Annotated in this window: 20 protein-coding genes and 2 pseudogenes; 7 read left to right on the top strand and 15 right to left on the bottom strand. The window is 59.4% G+C overall.

Features of this window, described 5'->3' with window-relative positions:
* Window positions 1-28: 28 nt before the first annotated feature.
* From M1R55_RS24175 to M1R55_RS24160, 4 genes are all read left to right on the top strand, one after another.
* A complete protein-coding gene (locus M1R55_RS24175; RefSeq protein ID WP_249395441.1) occupies window positions 29-478 on the top strand; it encodes a VOC family protein in 450 nt (149 codons plus the stop codon).
* Between the two features lie 209 nt (window positions 479-687).
* Window positions 688-1,242, top strand: coding sequence for a dihydrofolate reductase family protein (locus tag M1R55_RS24170; protein ID WP_249395440.1), 555 nt, complete (start codon window positions 688-690; stop codon window positions 1,240-1,242).
* A 95-nt stretch (window positions 1,243-1,337) separates the two neighbouring features.
* Window positions 1,338-2,792: an MDR family MFS transporter gene (locus M1R55_RS24165; protein WP_249395439.1), complete on the top strand. Its 1,455-nt coding sequence runs from the start codon at window positions 1,338-1,340 to the stop codon at window positions 2,790-2,792.
* A gap of 41 nt (window positions 2,793-2,833) precedes the next feature.
* Window positions 2,834-3,127, top strand: coding sequence for a hypothetical protein (locus M1R55_RS24160; RefSeq protein ID WP_249395438.1), 294 nt, complete (start codon window positions 2,834-2,836; stop codon window positions 3,125-3,127).
* A 31-nt stretch (window positions 3,128-3,158) separates the two neighbouring features.
* On the opposite strand, the pseudogene M1R55_RS24155 reads toward M1R55_RS24160, so the two are convergent.
* The 11 genes and pseudogenes from M1R55_RS24155 to M1R55_RS24105 form a co-directional block, all read right to left on the bottom strand.
* Window positions 3,159-3,335 (bottom strand): annotated as a pseudogene (locus tag M1R55_RS24155) (IS982 family transposase); the annotation flags it as partial.
* A 541-nt stretch (window positions 3,336-3,876) separates the two neighbouring features.
* Window positions 3,877-4,398 (bottom strand): IS630 family transposase, encoded by a 522-nt coding sequence (locus tag M1R55_RS24150; RefSeq protein ID WP_249395437.1) that lies wholly within the window; start codon window positions 4,396-4,398, stop codon window positions 3,877-3,879.
* A gap of 9 nt (window positions 4,399-4,407) precedes the next feature.
* A complete protein-coding gene (locus M1R55_RS24145) occupies window positions 4,408-4,902 on the bottom strand; it encodes a helix-turn-helix domain-containing protein (RefSeq protein WP_249395436.1) in 495 nt (164 codons plus the stop codon).
* 118 nt (window positions 4,903-5,020) lie between these two features.
* A complete protein-coding gene (locus tag M1R55_RS24140) occupies window positions 5,021-6,217 on the bottom strand; it encodes a Xaa-Pro peptidase family protein (RefSeq protein WP_249395435.1) in 1,197 nt (398 codons plus the stop codon).
* The gene (locus M1R55_RS24135) at window positions 6,214-7,056 is read right to left on the bottom strand and encodes an alpha/beta fold hydrolase (RefSeq protein ID WP_249395434.1); all 843 of its coding nucleotides are present in this window, start codon (window positions 7,054-7,056) and stop codon (window positions 6,214-6,216) included. Before M1R55_RS24135 ends, M1R55_RS24140 begins: the two co-directional genes overlap by 4 nt.
* Window positions 7,053-8,279, bottom strand: coding sequence for a dipeptidase (locus tag M1R55_RS24130; protein WP_249395433.1), 1,227 nt, complete (start codon window positions 8,277-8,279; stop codon window positions 7,053-7,055). The genes M1R55_RS24135 and M1R55_RS24130 overlap by 4 nt, the downstream gene beginning before the upstream one ends.
* Window positions 8,276-9,760 carry a BPL-N domain-containing protein gene (locus M1R55_RS24125; RefSeq protein WP_249395432.1) on the bottom strand — a complete coding sequence of 495 codons (1,485 nt, stop codon included), beginning with the start codon at window positions 9,758-9,760 and terminating at the stop codon, window positions 8,276-8,278. The genes M1R55_RS24130 and M1R55_RS24125 overlap by 4 nt, the downstream gene beginning before the upstream one ends.
* A complete protein-coding gene (locus M1R55_RS24120) occupies window positions 9,760-10,638 on the bottom strand; it encodes an ABC transporter permease (RefSeq protein WP_249395431.1) in 879 nt (292 codons plus the stop codon). The genes M1R55_RS24125 and M1R55_RS24120 overlap by 1 nt, the downstream gene beginning before the upstream one ends.
* Window positions 10,631-11,578, bottom strand: a complete 948-nt coding sequence (locus M1R55_RS24115) for an ABC transporter permease (protein ID WP_249395430.1) — start codon at window positions 11,576-11,578, stop codon at window positions 10,631-10,633. Before M1R55_RS24115 ends, M1R55_RS24120 begins: the two co-directional genes overlap by 8 nt.
* Before the next feature lie 10 nt (window positions 11,579-11,588).
* On the bottom strand, window positions 11,589-13,181 hold the full coding sequence (locus M1R55_RS24110) for an ABC transporter substrate-binding protein (protein ID WP_249395429.1): 1,593 nt from the start codon (window positions 13,179-13,181) through the stop codon (window positions 11,589-11,591).
* Window positions 13,182-13,191: 10 nt separating this feature from the next.
* Complete coding sequence (locus M1R55_RS24105; protein WP_249395428.1) at window positions 13,192-13,998, bottom strand: IclR family transcriptional regulator; 807 nt, start codon at window positions 13,996-13,998, stop codon at window positions 13,192-13,194.
* An 886-nt stretch (window positions 13,999-14,884) separates the two neighbouring features.
* On the opposite strand from M1R55_RS24105, the gene M1R55_RS24100 reads away from it, so the two are divergent.
* The 3 genes and pseudogenes from M1R55_RS24100 (at window position 14,885) to M1R55_RS24090 (ending at window position 16,562) form a co-directional block, all read left to right on the top strand.
* On the top strand, window positions 14,885-15,064 hold the full coding sequence (locus M1R55_RS24100; RefSeq protein WP_249395427.1) for a hypothetical protein: 180 nt from the start codon (window positions 14,885-14,887) through the stop codon (window positions 15,062-15,064).
* 309 nt (window positions 15,065-15,373) lie between these two features.
* On the top strand, window positions 15,374-15,772 hold the full coding sequence (locus M1R55_RS24095) for a response regulator (protein WP_371827286.1): 399 nt from the start codon (window positions 15,374-15,376) through the stop codon (window positions 15,770-15,772).
* A 79-nt stretch (window positions 15,773-15,851) separates the two neighbouring features.
* Window positions 15,852-16,562, top strand: a pseudogene (locus tag M1R55_RS24090) (IS6 family transposase).
* Window positions 16,563-16,630: 68 nt separating this feature from the next.
* On the opposite strand, the gene M1R55_RS24085 reads toward M1R55_RS24090, so the two are convergent.
* The 4 genes from M1R55_RS24085 to M1R55_RS32420 form a co-directional block, all read right to left on the bottom strand.
* A complete protein-coding gene (locus M1R55_RS24085) occupies window positions 16,631-17,266 on the bottom strand; it encodes a VTT domain-containing protein (RefSeq protein WP_249395425.1) in 636 nt (211 codons plus the stop codon).
* Window positions 17,267-17,989: 723 nt separating this feature from the next.
* On the bottom strand, window positions 17,990-18,235 hold the full coding sequence (locus tag M1R55_RS32425) for a DDE-type integrase/transposase/recombinase (RefSeq protein ID WP_371827314.1): 246 nt from the start codon (window positions 18,233-18,235) through the stop codon (window positions 17,990-17,992).
* Between the two features lie 93 nt (window positions 18,236-18,328).
* Window positions 18,329-18,532, bottom strand: coding sequence for an IS3 family transposase (locus tag M1R55_RS24080; protein WP_249395424.1), 204 nt, complete (start codon window positions 18,530-18,532; stop codon window positions 18,329-18,331).
* Window positions 18,533-18,579: 47 nt separating this feature from the next.
* Window positions 18,580-18,888 (bottom strand): transposase, encoded by a 309-nt coding sequence (locus M1R55_RS32420; RefSeq protein WP_371827313.1) that lies wholly within the window; start codon window positions 18,886-18,888, stop codon window positions 18,580-18,582.
* Window positions 18,889-18,920 lie beyond the last annotated feature (32 nt).

Below are 18,920 nucleotides of genomic sequence, written 5' to 3'. Positions count from 1 at the left end.
ATGATCAGGGAGTTGTTAGGGAGACAGCATGACAGTCAAGCGTCTGGACAACGTCGGCATCGTGGTTGAAGATATGGAGGCCGCCATAGAGTTCTTCACCGAACTTGGCCTCAACCTTGAGGGGCGCGCCCCCATCGAAGGAGACTGGGCAGATCGCGTTACTGGACTGCGCCATCAGCGCGTCGACATTGCCATGATGCGGACACCGGATGGCCACAGCTGCCTCGAGTTGTCGCGGTTCCTCGCGCCGCCTGTAATCGCCGATCACCGCAACGCCCCGGTGAACGCACTCGGGTACCTCCGCGTCATGTTCACCGTGGAGGACATCGACGATACGCTCGCCCGGCTCGGCAAACGCGGTGCGCAGCTCGTCGGCGAAGTGGTTCAGTACGAGAACACGTATCGGCTCTGCTACATCCGGAATCCCGAAGGCATCCTCATCGGGCTCGCCCAGGAGCTCGGGCCACAGGCTTCCTGAGCATTCTCACCAGACGAGAATGCCACATCATCACGCCCTCTCTTCCTCGGTCAGAATGGGGGGCGTCGTTGACCAGATTGAACGTGCCAGACACGTGGGCAGCGAAATCATGAGTGAGCCACCACTGGTTGCAGGGCCAACGCACCTTCCGCCAGCTTCATCAACGTTCTCTCCTGGTCTGTGGTGGCCCGCAGAGATTGGAGGTCGTGATGGCAAAAGTAATCCTCGGTATGACCATGTCCCTTGATGGATTCATCAACGACGCGTCTGGCAGTGGCGTCCTGCTCGCACCCAATCTGGAAGAGCTGGACAGATCCGATCTGATGCAGGAGGCCATTGGAGAGACTGGAGCGGTTGTGATGGGCCGCAGAACCTTTGAGGGGGCCAGTGATCCCGATTCATACGCCGATAGCTATGAATTTCAAGTGCCGATCTTTGTCATCACCACGCACGCGCCAGAGAGGAAACCAAAAGAAAATGACCGTCTACACTTCACGTTCGTCAATACGGTCGAAGCCGCTATTCGTCAAGCCAAACAGGCCGCTGGAGCGCGCGACGTTGTGGTTGTAGGCGGCCCGAACGTTGGCTGGCAGTTGCTCAAGGCAAGTCTGGTAGACGAATTGCAAATCGGCATCATGCCTGTTCTGCTCGGTGCCGGGCAGCAACTGTTCGGGCACCTTGAAGACAGGCAGATTCTGCTCAAGAAGACGAGGCTCGTTGAAGTAGGCCAGTGCACATACGTCTATTTTACTGTGCAAAAGTGACGCTGCTCGGCTTGACGCCGAGGTGCTGGCCTGGCGACGCGACGCCTACCAGCATGCCTGATTCTCCCCGCCCACAACTCAAAAGAGGTCAGCCCATGACAGCCACAGATTCCCTTGTCCCACGTGACCGCGCCGTGATCCTGATCCTGCTGATCGCCACTTTCGTGGTAATCCTCAACGAGACGATCATGAATGTGGCCCTGCCGCGCCTGATGACTGACCTGAACATCACCGCCAGCACCGCGCAGTGGCTGTCCACTGCCTTTATGCTGACCATGGCGGTGGTGATTCCCGTGACCGGATTCCTGCTGCAGCGCCTCAGCACCCGCACTGTGTTCCTGCTGGCTATGACGCTATTCAGCCTCGGCACCCTGCTGGCGGCCCTCTCCACTGGGTTCGTGCCGCTGCTGCTGGCGAGGATCGTGCAGGCGAGCGGCACGGCCATCATGCTGCCGCTGCTGATCACCACCGTGCTGACCCTGGTGCCTGAACGCACGCGCGGCACGGTGATGGGCAGGGTCAGCATCGTGATTTCGGTGGCCCCGGCCATCGGACCGACCATCTCCGGGCTGATTCTTCAGGCGCTGCCCTGGAGATTCATGTTTCTGTTCGTGCTGCCCATCGCGCTGGGGGTGCTGGTGTATGGAGCGCGCACCCTGCGGAACGTGGGAACTCCACGCCGCTTGAGTCTGGACTTGCTCTCGGTGCCGCTCTCAGCCCTGGGCTTCGGCGGGCTGGTCTTTGCATTGAGCAAGTTCGGGGAGGGAGGTCTGGGCAATCCCGTCGTGAGTGTGCCGCTGGTGGTGGGCGCAGTGGCGCTCGCCACCTTCCTCGGGCGTCAAGTTCAGCTGGGCCGCCACGTTGAACCGCTGCTTGACCTGCGGGCCTTCCGCTTTCCCATGTTCACGCTGGGCGTGGGCCTGATGGTGATCGCCATGATGGCGCTGTTCGGCGGCATGATCCTGCTGCCGCTGTACCTCCAGAACCTGCGCGGCCTGAGTGCCCTCCAGACCGGCCTGCTGCTGCTGCCCGGTGGCCTGCTGATGGGGCTGCTGGCCCCCGGTGTCGGCAAACTGTACGACCGCATCGGGCCGCGCCCGCTGGTGGTGCCCGGCACGCTGCTGATGACGTTGATGTTGTTCGGCCTGGGACGCATTGACGCCGCCACGCCCATCTGGGCTTTGCTAGCCTTGCATTTGACCCTTAGCGTGGGGCTGGCGCTGCTGTTCACACCGGTGTTCACCTCGGCGCTGGGGCCGCTCCCGCCGCAGCTGTACTCGCACGGCAGCGCGATCCTGAGTACGTTGCAGCAGGTCGCGGGCGCAGCGGGCACGGCGCTGCTGATCACGCTGATGGCGGGCCGGACCACCAGCATGACGGCGCAGGGCGTGGCCCCCATTGCGGCGCAGGTGGGGGGTCTGCATCTGGCTTTCACCGTCTCGGCGATGATCGCTGCGATTGCGGTGGTGCTGGCGCTGTTCCTGAAGAGTGCCCCGCAGCACGCGTCGGACGGGAACGACACCTCGCCGCTCGCCCAGCCGGGAGACTGATCCAGTGCCCTAAAATGATTCACTGCTCCCAGAGAGGCAAGATGGGCGATCTGCTGAGGAAGGACTATGACTGGTCTGCGAACCTCACGGCGCTGAGTGCGCCCACCCTGATCGTGATCGGGGACGCCGACAGCATCGGACCCGTCCACGTCGCCGAGTTCTTCGTGCTGCTGGGCGGCGGACTGCACGAAGGGGGCTGGGACGGCTCAGGCAAGGCGGCCCATCGCCTGGCCATCCTGCCGGACACCACGCATTACGACATCATCCAGTCGACGCCGCTGGGTGCCGTCACGCCCTTTCTTGACGGCGGAGTTGAGCTGGAGGCAAACCTATGAATCACCGCAAATAGGGGTTGACAAGGGACGGTCAGCCACTGATATCGATGAATTTCAGGTTATGCGCCAAGACGCCTAGCGCAACCTTCAAGCGCAAACTGAGATAGGTCTTGACCTGTCCCCAGCGCAGCCCCGCACCAACGAGAACAGAGAAGGCGGACTCGGTACACTTCCTCGCGGCTCCGTACTCTTCTTTCCAACGGGGATCAACCGACCCTCCCACGACAGAGCCGCACGACGATCACCAACCTTCAGCGGCGGCTGAGCCGCCGCCGACCTGGAGTGCCGCTCTGCGTCGCGTACGTTGTTATTTGGAGCCATTCGTCTGGATCTGGAGAGCATCGCGTGCCTTCACGACGGCTGAGCCTCCAAAGACGCCGCTCGCGTTGCTCAGGTCTGTGGGACAGGGATAGCCCCTCTCGCTCTATGTCACCTCAATGCCGTCCACAAGGGCATTCTTCTTCAAAGTCAACGGACTCCCATGGGAGTCCGTTGACTTGCCGCCCCACCAGACTCGCCAGCTGTATTTACGGGATTGGAGAACGCCGGTCAAATTAAAAGCACACAAAGAAAACGCCGTATTCATCGCATTGCTCGCCGGAGTCAACGGACTCGCAATACAGGGAAGCGGTGATAGAGCCAGGTGGCGTGCTGGATAATGGTCATTGGAAAGCGGTAGCGGTAGGGCTTGGCGTTGGTCAACGCGGGTCAGCCTACCCCGACCCAGTTAAGTACACCGCATTTAACATCTAGATAAACTTCGCTTGAAGTATCTTTAGCCCGCTGAGAAGTGCGGCACGAAGTTCAGCGACCGAGTTGTAACAGCGGCGAGGCATGAGGAGGCCCTTGAGCTTGCGCCAGACCTCCTCAATGAGGTTGAGACAGGGCGCGTAGGGTGGAAGATAGCGAAGGTACAGGCCCTGTTTCTCCCATCCCATCGTCTTTTCCTTGAGTTTCGCTCCCTTGTGAAAGGGAGCGTTGTCCAACACGACGACCGTCAGCTGGTCAGGACGACAGTTGCCTGCCAGCGTGTCCAAATAAGCGATGACCTGATCCCCATTGCACGTGCCTTCCAGTTCGCGAACCTCCAGCACTTCTTCGCAGGTGTGAAGGCTATAGCTACCGATGAGATTGATCCGTCCAGAGGATCCCCACCGGGTGGGGATCTCAAACTGCTGCCCAGAACCCCGCTTGAACCACGTCGCCCCCACCGAGAGCATCAGAGAAAGGCCGGTCTGGTCGAGATATTTGAGAGTCAGCTTGCCGTCCAATGCCCCCTTTTAAGGTCTCCAGGAGGCCTGATGTGTTTCAGCGACTGCAGGATCGAGTGTCTGGGCGGGTGAATATCGGGCGCGTTTCCAGCTGTACCCCAGGCGTTGCAGGTGATTGGCCAGCGCACGAGGTCGAATTATTACCCCGAACTGCTGTGCGAGGCCCTCGCACAGCAGTGGAGCGTTCCAGAAGCGCTGCTCTCGCAGTTTCTCGTGGAGGAACTGCTCCATCTCGGGTGTGACTTTCGAAGGTTGTCCGGGTGGACACTCGTCGGCCAATCCGAGGATGCCGCGCTCCTCGAAACGGGTGAAATCGTGGTGGATGGCCTGATGGTTTCGGCCAAAATGCCTGGAGAGCTGGGGAATGCTCCAGCCCTGTCGGTGCAGTCGGAGGATGCTGGCCCGCAGGCGAACCTTCGGGTGCGTATAGGGACTGGTCTCCAGTTCCCGAAGCAGCTCATCAGCGTCTTCGGAAATGTCAATGCGGCGAGCAGGACGGGCCATGCTTAAGTCTACATGTTAAATACGTTGTACTTAAGGCAACACAACCAGGCAAGGTCACCCCACATGTGAAGCCATCTGAGTCACCGAAGATTGACTATGACACTGCACCGTTTGGAAACTACGAAATGGGAATGATCAACGATTCGAGGTCACGCGGATAGTCGGTCAGGCATTTCATCCCCGTGGCCGTCACCAAAATGGTGTCCGAGTGCCGGAAGCCACCGAGACCCGGTACGTAGAGGCCCGGTTCGATGGTCAGCACCATGCCTGCTTCCAGAATCCGGTCATCTCCGATATCCAAAAACGGGCTTTCGTGGATGCGCTGACCGAGGCTATGCCCGACATGATGCCGCCAGTACGCCTGCAAGCCTTCTTGAGCAAAATAGGCCTGCACAGCCTGATCTACGCTAGCTGCTGTGACCCCGGCCCGGACGGCGGCAAAGGCGATGTCCTGAAGATTGAGCATATGCTGGAAATACTGCTCCTGCTCGCGGCTCGGCTCGCCCATCACCATGGTTCGTTCCAGCTCGCTGAGGTAGCCCCAGACCGCCGCCCCCGCTCCAGTCACCAGAATATCGCCCGCCTGAAAATGTGCCCCGGTGGTGGTAGCGTGCGGCAGGGCGCTGGCAGGCCCGATTTGCCCTCGGTACAGTGCCACCGCTCCGCTCAGCCAGCGATTTTGCCCCCGGTAGCTGGGGCCGAGCGCCTGAGTCATGGCCTCGGTGGCTTCCTTAGTGGCCCGCGCCTCGACGGTGTGCTCACTTTCGCCCACCCGCGTGTAGCGCTGAAGAAGCTGATGTGCCCGGTTGCCCCAGACGATACTTTCCTCAATCAGCCGCACCTCGGCCTCGGATTTGAGCGACATCTGATGGTCGAAGGCCTCGGGGCGTCGGTGAATGGTCGCGGTACGAAGGGATTCACCGAAGGTCGGGCCGTAGTAACCCATGACCGGGGGGTAGCCGTCATGGTCTATCGCCAGTTGTGCGCTTCCTAGGCCCCGCTCAATCAGATACTGGGCCAGTTGGTGCATGGGGTGGAGCCGCCCCGGATACTCGGCATAATCCAGCACCACTTCGGCCTCACCCATCTGCTCGGCGTGTTCTCGCTCCAGCCGGGGCACGAACAGATGGCGCTCGCCTCCGCGCAGCACCACCAGCGCGATGGGGCGCTCTGTCGGCATAAATGCAAATCCGCTGTAGTACTGGATAAATTGATCGTCGAACAAGACGGCGGCGTCAATCTGTGCGGGCAGATGCTCAAAGAGGCTAGTGGCCCGCGCCGCACGCTCGGCGGAAGAAACGGGCTGAGCGGTCATGGAGCCGTGGGTAAATTCCGGCTCAGGAATCCACGTACCGTGGAGAGAAACAGCTCCCGCTCTTCCGTCTGGGGGGAGTGGCCGCTGTGCTCGAACACCACCAGTTCATGGTTGGGCAGACCCGCCGCCAGTTCCTCACTGGCTTCCAGAGGCGTGATCCAGTCATGCCGCCCCACCGTGATCAGCACCGGCACCTGAATTTCGGGCAGGCGGGCGGTCAGGTCATATTCGGGTTGATTGCGGCTGAAGGCCCAGTTGTGGGTTTCGTAGCGGAACGGAATGGCGGCCAGCCTTTTGGCGCTTTCCTGGGGATCATAAATGACGTTATAGAGCGGCTGGATCATGGCAAAGCTCTCACGGAAATCATCGTCGTCGCGCACCTGCCCGGAGAACAACCGGTCCAGTGTGGCTTCATCCATCGGGAAAGTGCTGGACATGGCCCGCTCTTTGCTGATGTCCTGAAAACGGTTGCTGGCGGCAGTGTCGCGCAGAATCACGGCGTGCAGGTTCTCGGGGTGGGCCAGCGCATATTCGAGGGCCAAAAAGCCGCCGTAGCTGCCTCCCAGAACCACGATCTTGCCCAGATCAAGCTTCTGGCGCAGCGCTTCGAGATCGGCCACGAACTGCGCGTGTGAGTAAGGCTCCGCGCCTTCCGAATCCCCATTGCCGCGCTGATCGAAGGAAATCAGCCGGTAGGTGTCGGTCAGCGGCTGAAAGGCGGCCCAGTCTCCTGCCCGGCTGCCCATGCCCGGCCCACCGTGCAGGGTCACGATGGCCACGCCTTGCCCGCCGTCCTCGTAGACAAGCCGGACTCCATTGACTTCTGCAGTCCCACTCATCTGGCCCACGTTTCCTTCAGCACGCGCATCACGTTGCCGCCCACAGCCTTGGCAATATCGCCGTCGCTGTAGCCGTGCTTGACCAGCCAGCGCACAATGTTCGGAAAGGCCTCGGCTGGGTTCTCGATGCCGTCGACGTAGGGCACTTTCTCGTAACTCAGGTGGCCTCTGGACGCGCCGATCGACAGGGCTTCGGTGAGGGCGGTATGCAGGCCCACATGATCGCCAAACAGCACATCGGGGCCGAACGCCACATGGTCGATCCCGACCAGATTCACGCAGTATTCGAAGTGCTCCATAAACGATTCGATGCTGTGACGCGAATGTTTTTCGGTCAGGGTGGTGTGCGGGGCGGCCTCGATACCGATCACGCCGCCTTTGGCTGCACAGGCCTGAATCACGTCGTCGGGTTTCAGGCGGTTGGAATTCCAGAGGGCGCGTGCTCCGGCGTGCGTAATGAAAATCGGCTTGTCGCTGACTTCGATGGTGTCCAGCGAGGTCTGATCTCCGCTGTGGCTGACATCGATGGCAATGCCGAGCTTGTTCATTCGCTTGACCGCCTGCCGCCCAAAGGTGGTGAGGCCGCCGTCACGTGGTTCCTTGAGGCCGCTGCCCAGAGCGTTGCCCTCGCTGTAGGCAATGCCCATGCAGCGCACGCCCAATCCGTACAGAATGTCCAGACGGTCCAGTTCGTTCTCGATCATCGCTGCGCCTTCCAGAGACACGATGAAGGCGATCTGGCCGTTCTTTTTAGCGTCCACGATGTCCTGTGTGGTTTTGCAGTGCACCACCATCTCCTGATGGGCAATGTCCGACAGGCGCATGCCCATGTCGTAGATCACGTCATCCCACTTCCAACCCCCGCGCGAGGTGATCATGGCCGTGCCGTTCATCAGGTTGTCGAACACAGCGTCCAGCCCCGACACGCTCAGGCCTTCGTAGCCCGTAAAATCGCGCCCCCAACGGCGAAATTCCAGAAACTGCGAGAGGTCTTCGGGGGCAATGAAGCAGTGGTCGTGCAGCGAGATCATCAGGTGTTGCTGAAACAGTCGGCGCACGCGGGCCTCTTCCTCATTGCTCACCGAAACTTTGCGACTGGGCACGCGGTTCAGTTCGGCACTCAGGGGCCACACCTTGTAGTCTGTGCCCGCCTCCAGATAGGAAAAAGACTTATAGCCGGTGTAGTTTTTTTGCTGCATGGGAGCATCTTTGAGGTCGGTCATAACGCACTCCTTTGGGGCAGAAACTGTGAGGCAGAGGCAACGGAAACGAGAGGATGAGGTGCGACCTGAACGCCGTTGAGACGCCCCAGAATGCCAGCGGCGAGGCTGGCACTGGCAGTCAGGCCAGCGGCGCTGAGATAAGAGCTGACCAGCAGGTGATAGGGGTGGTCTTCCCAAGCATCGTAAGGAAAGGTCTGGGCCGGAACAGGAGCCTGAAGCCGCAGTTCAGCGCGGTCTAGCAGGGCCGTGATGTGGCGGGCCAACTGCGCCAACCCCACCAGGCCGTAATCTTGGGCGGCGACGGGTTCGTGATCTGTCCAGCGGGCAACCGCCCTAAAGTCAGGCTGCTGCGCGAGGTCGGTCAGGTAAGCGGCTGTGGCCTGTGCCACTGTGGCGGCCTCGGTTAAACCCAACTTCCAGACCTCCTGGGCATCCAGCCCCATAAAGGCCGGAGCAGCCCGCAGGTCGGGGGGGCGGCCCACCAGCGAACTAAAGCGCTCAGCCGCCTGAGCCAGCAGCCCGGCACTCTTCAGCACAGAGTCCCGGCCAATAGCCTGCGGCAATACGGTGGAGGGCAATGGGCCAGATGAGCGGCTGACCCCAAGGGCCAACGCATTGGCAAGCAGGCGGGCGGCCACTCCCCAGCCCAGTTGCAACACACTGAAGCCGAATTCGGGATGTGAACCGAACAGCACCACCGTGCCCTGACCACAGGGACCAGAAACGGCGAGTTGTCCGGCGGCGACGGCCAGGCGTGCGGCGACTTGGGGAGTAGAACTGTGCTCTTCTGCCCCTTCTGGGCCACTGCTTCCCGGCAAACTCGTTTCCCACGGCGTGAATTGCGCTGTGGCGACCTTCCAAGTCACGGCTCCAGAAATGCCGGAGCCTGCTGGGGGCAAAAAACAGGGGCCGTTGTAATGAACGATGGGAAACTGTTGGGGAAGTCCCCGGGCCAGAGGGTGCGCCGGGTCGGTCAGTTCTGCCTGCACCACACCCACACCGGGCGAATCGAGGCCCCCCAGCCCTCCATCGGCGGCATTGGCAATCTTCAGATTCAGCAGATGCAGCCCCCGCGCTTCAGGATGGCTGGTCAAGAAGTTCTCCGAGAGCCGTGCGCCCAGAAAGGCTCCAGCGCAGGAACCCACGTACAGCCCGCCTTCCTCGACCCAGCGCTGAATCTGGGCCGCCCCGGTTTCGCCCAGCGGTTGCAACAGCCCGCCCATCGCCCGCAGACCTCCGCCCGGCATCACTAGCACGTCGTATTGATCCAGTTCTCCGGCACAGATGCGGGCCGCGTCCAGAGGTTCGGGAATTGCGGCCCACTGGGCAATAAGGGCTGCATGGTGGTAGCCGGAGCCACCAGAGGCATACACAGCGATTCTGAGCTGCGGCAGGACAGCGGCCAGTTGGAGGCAGGTCTGCACCCACCAACCGGAATCGGGAGCTGTACCCACAGGTTCCAGATGCACAGGCACGGACATCAGGGCTGACTCCGGGGGTCGGTCAGGTCACGCAGGACATTGCCCAGCAGATTGAAACACAGCACCGCCAAAGCGATCAGCACGCCCGGATAGACGGCCAGCGCGGGCTTAACCCAGAAGTAGGTCTGGGCATTCTGAAGCATGTTGCCCCACGAGGCCAGCGGGGGCTGAATGCCTAAGCCCAGATAACTCAGCCCCGTTTCAGTGAGGATAGACCAAGCGATGCCCAGCGTGGTCAGCACGGCTGCCGAGGGCAATGCCTGCGGAAACACATGCCGCCAGATGATCCGGGTAGAAGACGATCCCAGCGCCCGCTGCGCTTCGACAAAGTCGTAGTTGCGAATTTTACTGACCTCGGCATGAACGATCCGGGCCACACTGGGCCAGAAACCCAGACCCACCACGATCACGACCACGGGCGGCGAATTGCCCAGCACCGCCAGAGCGGCGAGAATCAGAAAAAAGGTGGGAATCGCCATGAACGTATCGACCAGACGCATCAGCACGGTTTCCAGCCAGCCCCGGTGGTAGCCCGCTAGAGCGCCAATCACCGAGCCGACGGTGAGGGCCACGACCATGCTGATAATACTGATTAGCAGCGTGATGCGACCCCCGTGAAGCAGGCGCGCCAACACGTCACGGCCCAGTTCGTCGGTGCCGAGCAGGTGCTGGGCCGACGGATCGGCGGTTGTTTGCAGAGGATCGGTGGTGATGGGAGAAACGGTGTAGAAGAAAGGCCCGAAGAAGGCCGAGCCGTACAACAGGGCCAGCATGATCAGGGCGATCAAGCCCACCGGATGACGGATCATGCGGGCGAAGAGTCCTCTGGACTTTCTGGCGGACGTGGCAGCGGCGGGCAGAAGACGGGCTTCAGTCATGGCGGATTCTCGGGTCGATCAGCGAGTAGGTCATATCGACGAGCAGATTGGTGACGATCACGACGGCCCCGGCCACGATGGTGACGGCCATGATGGTGTTGTAATCGCGGCCCAGCGCGGCATCTACGGCAAGGCGGCCCATCCCCGGCAGACCGAACACACTTTCGACGATCACGGAGCCGCTCAGCAGTGCCGGAAGAATCAGCCCGATCATCGCCAAAATGGGCACCAGTGCATTTCGCAGCGCGTGTTTGATGATGACCTGACCTTCGCTGACGCCCTTGGCGCGGGCCGTGCGGAGGTAATCGCTGCTGAGGACTTCCAGCAGAGACGAGCGGGTAAAGCGAACCAGATTGGGCAGCATGACGAAGGCAAGAACACTGGCCGGAAGGATGATGTGGCGCAGCCAGCCGGTGAGTGAAAAACCCTCACTGGCGTCATACAAGCCGGATGAGGGCAGCAGTTTCCAAGTGACCGAGAACAGGAAAATCGCCATGATGCCCGTCCAGAAATCGGGGATGCTCATGCCCATCGTGCTGAAGGTATTGACCACATGATCCAGCACCGAATTGCGGTAGATGGCGGTCAGGATGCCCAGAGAGATGCCCAGCACCACCGAAATCGCCAGCGCCGACAGCCCAAGTTGTGCGGTATTCCAAAGCCTTTGCCGCAGCATGGGGCCAATCGGTTGCCCTCCGTTCAGGGTCACGCCGAAATCCCCCTGAAGGACATCTCCGGCCCAATTGAGGTAGCGGGTGGTCACGGGCACATCCAGCCCCAACTGTTTGGTGAGGGCCGCACGTTCCTCGGCAGTCGTCTCGAAGCGTGCAGCGGCGCTCGGGCCCCCCGGCGCTAGGTTGATCAGGAAAAAAGTGACCAGCGAGATCATCACCAGCACCAGCAGGCCCTGCCCCAGACGGCGGCTCAGGAAAGTCAGCATGTCGCCCGGCCTACTTGGTCACGAACCACTCGTTGGCGTACTGGAAATCAGCCGCTTGAGTAATGCCGCGCATCCCTTTGAGCCTGTTGTTGTAAGCCGTGATGCTCTGCGGATACCACAGGTACAGGTAGGGCAGCTCTTTTGCCATCAGCGCCTGCGCCTCGTTATAGATCTGCTTGCGGGCAAATTCACCCTTGGCTTTGCGGCCATTTTCCAGCAGTAGATCCAGCTTGGGATTCTTGTAGTTGGGAATGTTGTTGCCCGTGTTGGCCGTACTGGAATCGTAGTAGGGCAGCACGTCTGGATCGGCAGGAGTAGACCACCACGCCGCCGAAGCTTCGTAGTCCCGCTTGACGATGACCTGCTGGATAAAGGAGTTCCAGTCCATCGTCTTGACTTCCGCCTTGACGCCGATATCCTTCCAGTACTGCTGAATCAGGAGGGTAATCGGCACCAATTGCTGATAAGAGGCCGTGGGCATCTGGATCACCAGCGGTTTGCCGTCTTTTTGCAGCATGCCGTCTGGGCCGGGTTTCCAGCCCGCCTGCGCCAACAGCGCCTTGGCCTTGGCCGGGTCATAGGGGTATTTGGCGACGTTGGCATTGTAAAAAGACTTCTGGATAGGTGCGATAGGCCCCGTGGCAACTTGACCGTACCCACGCAGAACGCTCTTGATCATGGCGGGCCGGTCAATGGCGTACAGCAGCGCCTGACGAACCCGGACATCCTGAAAGCGGGCGTCGTTTTGGTTCAGCGCCACGAAGTAGTAAATATTGGCCGTAGACAGATCGACGGTCAGGTTACTGTTCGACTTGATCCGTTCGACCAGTTCGGGATTGCCCACCGCGATCAGATCCAGATCGCCGGAAAGGAGCTGGGCCAACTGAGCGTTGGTGTCTGGAATGACCTTGAAGGTGACGGACTGAAGTTTTGACTTGCCTGCCCAATAGTTGTCGTTGCGAACGAGCTTGATGCTGGACCCAGAAACGACCTGCGACACCTTGAAGGGGCCAGTTCCGACGGGATTCTGTTTGTTGAATTCGGTGTACTTCCAAGGATCGGTCACGCCTGCAAACTTGTGCTGAGGCAGGATGCCCGCGTAATAGGCCAAATAGGTCGGCAGGGAGGCCCAAGGCCGCGACAGGATAAATTCGACGGTCAGAGGATTGACCACATTGACGCGGGTGACTGAATTGCGCCACGTACTGCCCTGATTGGCCCCCAGTTCCTTTTTCAGCACGATGTCATTGAAGGTAAAGGCCACATCGTCTGCGTTGAACGCTTGGCCGTCCGACCATTTCACGCCCTTGCGGAGATTGAACGTCCATTTCAGACCGTTGGCGGAGACCTTCCAAGAGGTGGCGAGGTCTGGAGCCGGTTTCAGGTTCTTGTCCCAGCGCGTCAGGCCGGGAAACAGAAGTTCGTTCAGCAGATTGGATTCCACAAACGCGTTGGGACTCCAAGGGTTGAACGTAGGATCGGCGGTCGTGACAAAAGACACGCTGCCGTTGGCGTCCGGCGTGCCCTGTGCGGCAGCTTGGCCGACTCCAAGAGACAACGAACAAAAAATCATCTGACCCATCCACACGCTGCTTCGTTTCATATCTACCACCTCACTGAAGGGGAGAAAAAACTGTGCCGTTGTAACCCAGATGCCGCGAAATCAGACGCGCCACCGAGGTGATGATTTCTGCCAATTCATTGATTCTTTGCGGGGTCATACGGGAGGTGGGGCCACCCACGCTGATGGCACCGATGACCTGCCCATCGGCCCTGAAAATGGGCGCACCCACGCCCCGCGCTTCCTCGTCAATGTCCCGGTCACTGATGGCGTACCCAGCAGCCCGAATCTGGTGCAGTTCTGCCCACAGATCATCGACTGTGCGAATGGTCTGCGGCGTCAGCGCCGGAAACTCGGCCACCCGCTCCACGACGGCGCGTTGCTGCTCTGGGGGCAAAAAAGCCAGCACCGCTTTGGGGCAGGCTCCGGCATACAGCGGAATTCGGCGTTCCAACCCACTTACCAACCGCACGGGTCTGAGGCCGTCCCGGTGATCCACACAAGTCACTTCGTCGCCGTCTAGCACAAACAGATTCACCGTCTCGCCCGTGGTCTGCGAGACCTCATCCATAAAAGACCGGGCCGTGCTGACCAGAGAAAGCTGTGATCCGGCCACCGGGGCAAGTTGCTTAACCAGGGCAGTCAGCACATATCGGTCATCTTCGTCTACTCTGACCAGTCCCACATGGAACAGCGTTCGCAGGCAGCGAAAGGCCTGATTCCGGTCTACATCCAGTTCCTGAGCCAATTCTGACGGCGTGAACCGGTGAGGAGGACGGCCAAAAGCCAACAGTGCCTCCAAGGTGTTGGTTGCAGCCTGAATGACGTAGCGCGGAGTGTCTCGGGTCGTCTGGAACATCACACCTCCTGTTTGACTGTTACAACTGGTTTGATTAACAGTACACCCAATCTCTGCTGCGAGCAAGAGCGCTGGAGGCTGAATTTCAAGCTCCGGCCAGGCGCAAGTCTGCTGTGGCGGTCAAGGTGCACCGAACCGGGCAGGGGAAGTGCCGTGGGCTGCAAAGAGTGACACGGCGAAGTTCAGGAGACGGAGGCTCCTGAGCCCAGACGACCCAAGCGAGAAGATGACCAATACGTTCGCGCAGGAACCGTTTCGCTGTTCATGGCGGTCGAACCTTGAGGCGGAAAACGCCTCGTGCGCTGCACGGAGCGGCAGACCCGCGCCGAACTCGCACATTTGCTCGAGGAACTGGCTGAAGGACACTACATCCAGGCGGAAAAGGTTGTGCTGGTCACGGATAATCTAAAAACCCACCATTTCAGCGCTTGAAACTCCAGCGCAATTGGACACGGTTCGTGCGCTGGGCTGCGACCGCGCCCAGGGCCACCTGCTGGGCCACCCTGCCGCTGTTTGGCCACCTGGAGACCAGCCAGAGCAGAACACGTCTGAATCCCCTTCTCAATGACGTCCTCTTGGAGTTACGGGGCCAGGGGACACAGGTAAGGCAACGCCGTCCCCTCAACTGCAAGGGTGAAGAAGGGCTTTAGAGCAATACCTGTTGCACAACAGTTGCAGTGCCACAGACAGATCTAGATTGACCTATGCAGCCCGAAGAAGACGTCATCCTCAGGGCGCATCGCCTTCTCATTGAGTCCGTGGAAGTCGGGCGGCAGTGTGCGGAATTCTATAAGCGGGAAGATGAGGTAGAGTTTTCAAGCAAGTCGGCCCAAGACGCAGTGACCACAGACCGCGAAGACCGCACCAATCAAGGTGGGACGGAGCTATGGATGCCTGGGAAAAAGAAATCACAGAATCTTTAAGGCGCAGTCAACTGTTAGAAGAAGAAGTTCAAGAGTTGATCCGGCAAATCGAAATCACTCAGGCCAAGATTGACGCTGTTGAAGCGCTGCGAGAGAGTTGGCACTGGACGGAATCCAAGAGCGCTCAGCGGCACGACAACTGAGATGCGGTCACCGAGTTTGCTTCAGCGGATCTGTCCTGCCCTCTGTCCTGTCAATCCTGCCCTCCAGAGGCCATCAGACCACTGTTTGAACCAAGGTGCTGGCGCGGGAACCCTATGGACTGTAAGCCGGGCAAACGTATGTAAAATCACAGGTCAATTACTATGGGACGACCATGCTCCGGCCCCTATGTCTCTTCGTCATTGATGATAATCAGTCCGACCTGCTCTTGGCTGAAGAAGCGTTTGCCGACTTCAGTGGAAAGGTGACCATCAGGACGTATTTGGATGGGCAAGCGGCCTTAGAGGCCATTGCGGTATCCGGGTGCGGTTCTTCCCGACCTCTTGCTGCTGGACGTCACCATGCCGCAGATGAGCGGTCTTGAGCTGCTGAGGGTCATGAAAGCAGATGCTCAGCTCAAGTTCATCCCAGTGGTGATGTTGACTCCCTCAGTGGCCGCACAAGACGTAGCGCAGGCGTATGCGCTGTTTGCCAATTCGTATGTGGTTAAACCTGTAGAGTTGTCCAGCTTCTTCCAGCAGGTCAAGAGCTTTGTGGAATTTTGGACGAGAACTCGCTTGCCAAACTGGCCCACCCTGCTGCCTTTGAGGATGATCCAGCCTCCAGCCGCTGATCTGGGCCCGGATCAACGAGCTGGACACGAAGCCCAGCCACTGCTCCAGCTTAAGCCGCGCCCACAGGCAACGTAGGGGTCAACCGGGACGATTTCAAGTTGCCCTTGAGGCCTTGTGGCACGGTTATGTCAGGTTAACCGGTAGGGTGGGGCTAGTGACTGACGCAACGCCCTATCGCCATCGCTTCCCAATCAGCATCATCCAGCATGCAATTTGGCTGTAACACCGCTTCCCTCTCAGTTACCGAAATGTGCAAGAACTGCTCCAGAAGCGTGGTATTGGGGTGAGCCACGACACGCTGCGAGAGTGGAACATCAAATTCTCGCCGCTTATCGCTGAAGAGCTGCGTCACCGGGAACCCTGTCAGGGTTCTCGATGGCACATAGACGCGGTGTGTACCACCGTCGGCGGTGTCCGCCACTGGTTGTGGCGAGCCGTAGACGAGCACGGGATCGTGCTCGATGTTTTGTTACAACGCCATCGAGATACCGAAGCTGCGAGAACGTTCTTGGCTCGACTGCTCGGTGAATTCCACGTTCCAGAGACGATTTGTACCGACAAGTTGGCCAGTTATGGTGCTGCTATCCAAGCAATCCCAGCTCTGGAGGCGGTCGACCACCAGCAGGTCATTTCTACCGCCCGCTGCAATAATCTTACCTTGCAGTCACATCGTCCCACACGACAACAAGAGCGTAGCCAGCTCGGCTTCAGAACAACAAAACAAACCCAAGAATTCTTGAATCTCCACGCCCGGATCACCAACCTTCAGCGCCATGCCCGGACCACGGTTCCCGCCCACATCAGAAGAAGCAATCAACGCCTGGCACTTCAGATGTGGCACGAGGTCGGGGCAGGCGTAGCCTAAGAATCAGGCCACCCCTGCCCTCCGTCCACCAGCTGCCCAATTAACCTGACAGAACCGTCATGACACGTTCAGGATCTGTGCGGCGCGGTTCGCCGAGTGAGGTAGCGTTGCACGGCGTATCCCGTCAGCCAGACCAAGCCAGCAAGAGCGATCACGGTGGCGAAAATAATGACGCTGCTCTGCAACTTGAGTGTTGCCGCTCCTGCGGCGGCGTACAGCAGTGCCGGGGGTAAGGCTCCAGCAGCGGCAGCAAGGGCAACAGAGGTCCAACGCAATTCACTGGTTCCAGCCAGGATGGCGGTGGTTTCCGCGAGCAGCGGCACAGGACGGGTCACGATGATGGCAAGCAGCCCCCAACGTTGCAGGAGTCGCTGAGCCGTCAGGCGGGAAGCCAAGGGAATATTGCGCGTCAGGAAGGTCGTGCCACGCTTTCCGAGGAAATAACCCAGAAGAGTGGCGCCGACGGTACCCACCAGGGATAAGGTGGCACCGAGCAGTGCGCCGTACAGTGCCCCGTTCGCTACCATGATCAAACTGGAAGGCACAGGCAGCACGACATCTGCGATCAGCAGGGTGACGCTCAGGAGTGCGCCATAGGCGTGATGCTGAAGCAGCGGAGTGGGGTTGGTGAGCAGGGGCAGCTGGAACGCCTCGACAACTACAAACAACAACAGAAAGAAGGTGAGAAGGGTAGCAACAAGCATCCAAAAATGTTTCATGGGCGTTCCTGTGAATGGAGTGTGTTTGGAAGCTTGCACTCGTCCGCTGCTGGCGTAAACAAAGCCTTATAAAAGAAGCGGGTACGCTGAAAGTTGCAATGAGTCCAGTATGGAAGATAGTTTTGAATGGAGCAAGATTAAACTTCAACTTATTTCAGAGAAAAGTCACTGCGAAAGCTTACGCTGAATTTCCCTAAAATTCAGTGTTTGAGGATAAAAGGATCGTGTTGCCGCTCAGTACCTGACACGTTGAGGGAAATGTTGTCCAGGCCGCAGAAATCCAGGGAACAGGCAACAGGCCATCTGCCCACAGGGCCAAGAGAGTGAGGGTTGGCAAGCAACAAAACGGAACACTGGGCAGGGTTATGTCGCCTTAACCGGTTCAGGGTAGGCTGACCTGCCGTGACTGATCTGTCAAGGGTTGGGAGGAAGGTCAGTTCGGGATGGTGACTTGCTCCTCGAAGGCCACTGGGGATCGGTAGCAGGGCGCTGAGTGACGACGGCGGCGGTTGTAGAACACATCAGGTTCGCTCAAAGATCTCTGTTCGTGTCTGAGCACGACCCCACTGGGCCTCGATCAGCTCCATCTCCGTTTTCAAGGTCGCGAAAAAGCTTTCCTGTACAGCATTGTTCCAACCCAAGCCCTTTCACGCTCATGCTCTGAACGGCGTGCAGTCTGTCCAACGCCTGCTTGTACACCTCGCTCGTCTATTGACTCCCTCTGTCCGAATGGTGTAGCAGCCCTCCTGGTGGCTGCCGACGCTCTACGGCCATCGCCAACGCCGCTGTAACCAGCAGTGTGTGAAGTTGCTCATTCAGCGGCCAGCCGACGATTTTCCGTGAGTACAGATCCATGACCGTGACCAGGTACAGCCAACCCTCCCGGGTCAGTAAATACGTGATGTCCGTTGCCCACTTCTGGTTCGGGCGATCAGTGGTGAACGCTCTGACCAGAATGTTTTCTGCGACTGGGCGCGAAGATTTCGCTTTGGTCGTCGTGCGGAACTTCCGCTTCCCACGCGCGACAAGCGCCGCTTGTCACATGAGTCACCCGATCCGCTGACGACTGACCTGCTCTCCCTGCTCGCACAGGTCAGCTTTGATGCGCAGCGCCCCGTACGTTCCCCGGCTCTCCTCAAAGCTGGTTCTGATGTTGGCCGTCAACACCCGGTCGTTCGTGATGCTCTCGCTCTCCAGCCTTCCCCGCGAAGCGTCATACCCACTGATGCTGACTTCGAGAACCCGGCACATCCGGTTCACTGGAAACTCGTCCTGGTGCTGATCGATAAAGTTGAAGATCAGGGCTGCTTGGCAAAGGAGGCCAATGCTTTTTTCTGAATATCCCGTTCCTGCCGTGCAATTTCCAGCTCCCGCTCGAGTTCTTTAAGGCGAGCCTCCTGTGGTGAAAGGGCGGGGATCCCCCGCCCAGTGAAAGCAGGGCGGCCAGCGGCCGTTTGGTGATCCTGCTGTTGCTTCCACCGGATGACGTAGTGAGGGGGAACGCCAAAATCGCGGGCAATCTGAGCGCAACTCTTTCCGGTCGTGCGAACGAGACGGACGGCTTCGTGTTTGAACTCAGCGGTGAATTTCTGCTTGGGTACGGACAGACTGTCCTCCAGTGTGGATCACACTGAACTTA

The organism is Deinococcus sp. QL22, from assembly GCF_023370075.1.
Classification (GTDB): domain Bacteria; phylum Deinococcota; class Deinococci; order Deinococcales; family Deinococcaceae; genus Deinococcus.
Note: the sequence above shows the minus strand (reverse complement) of the source record. Positions and strands in the feature narration are given on the sequence as shown.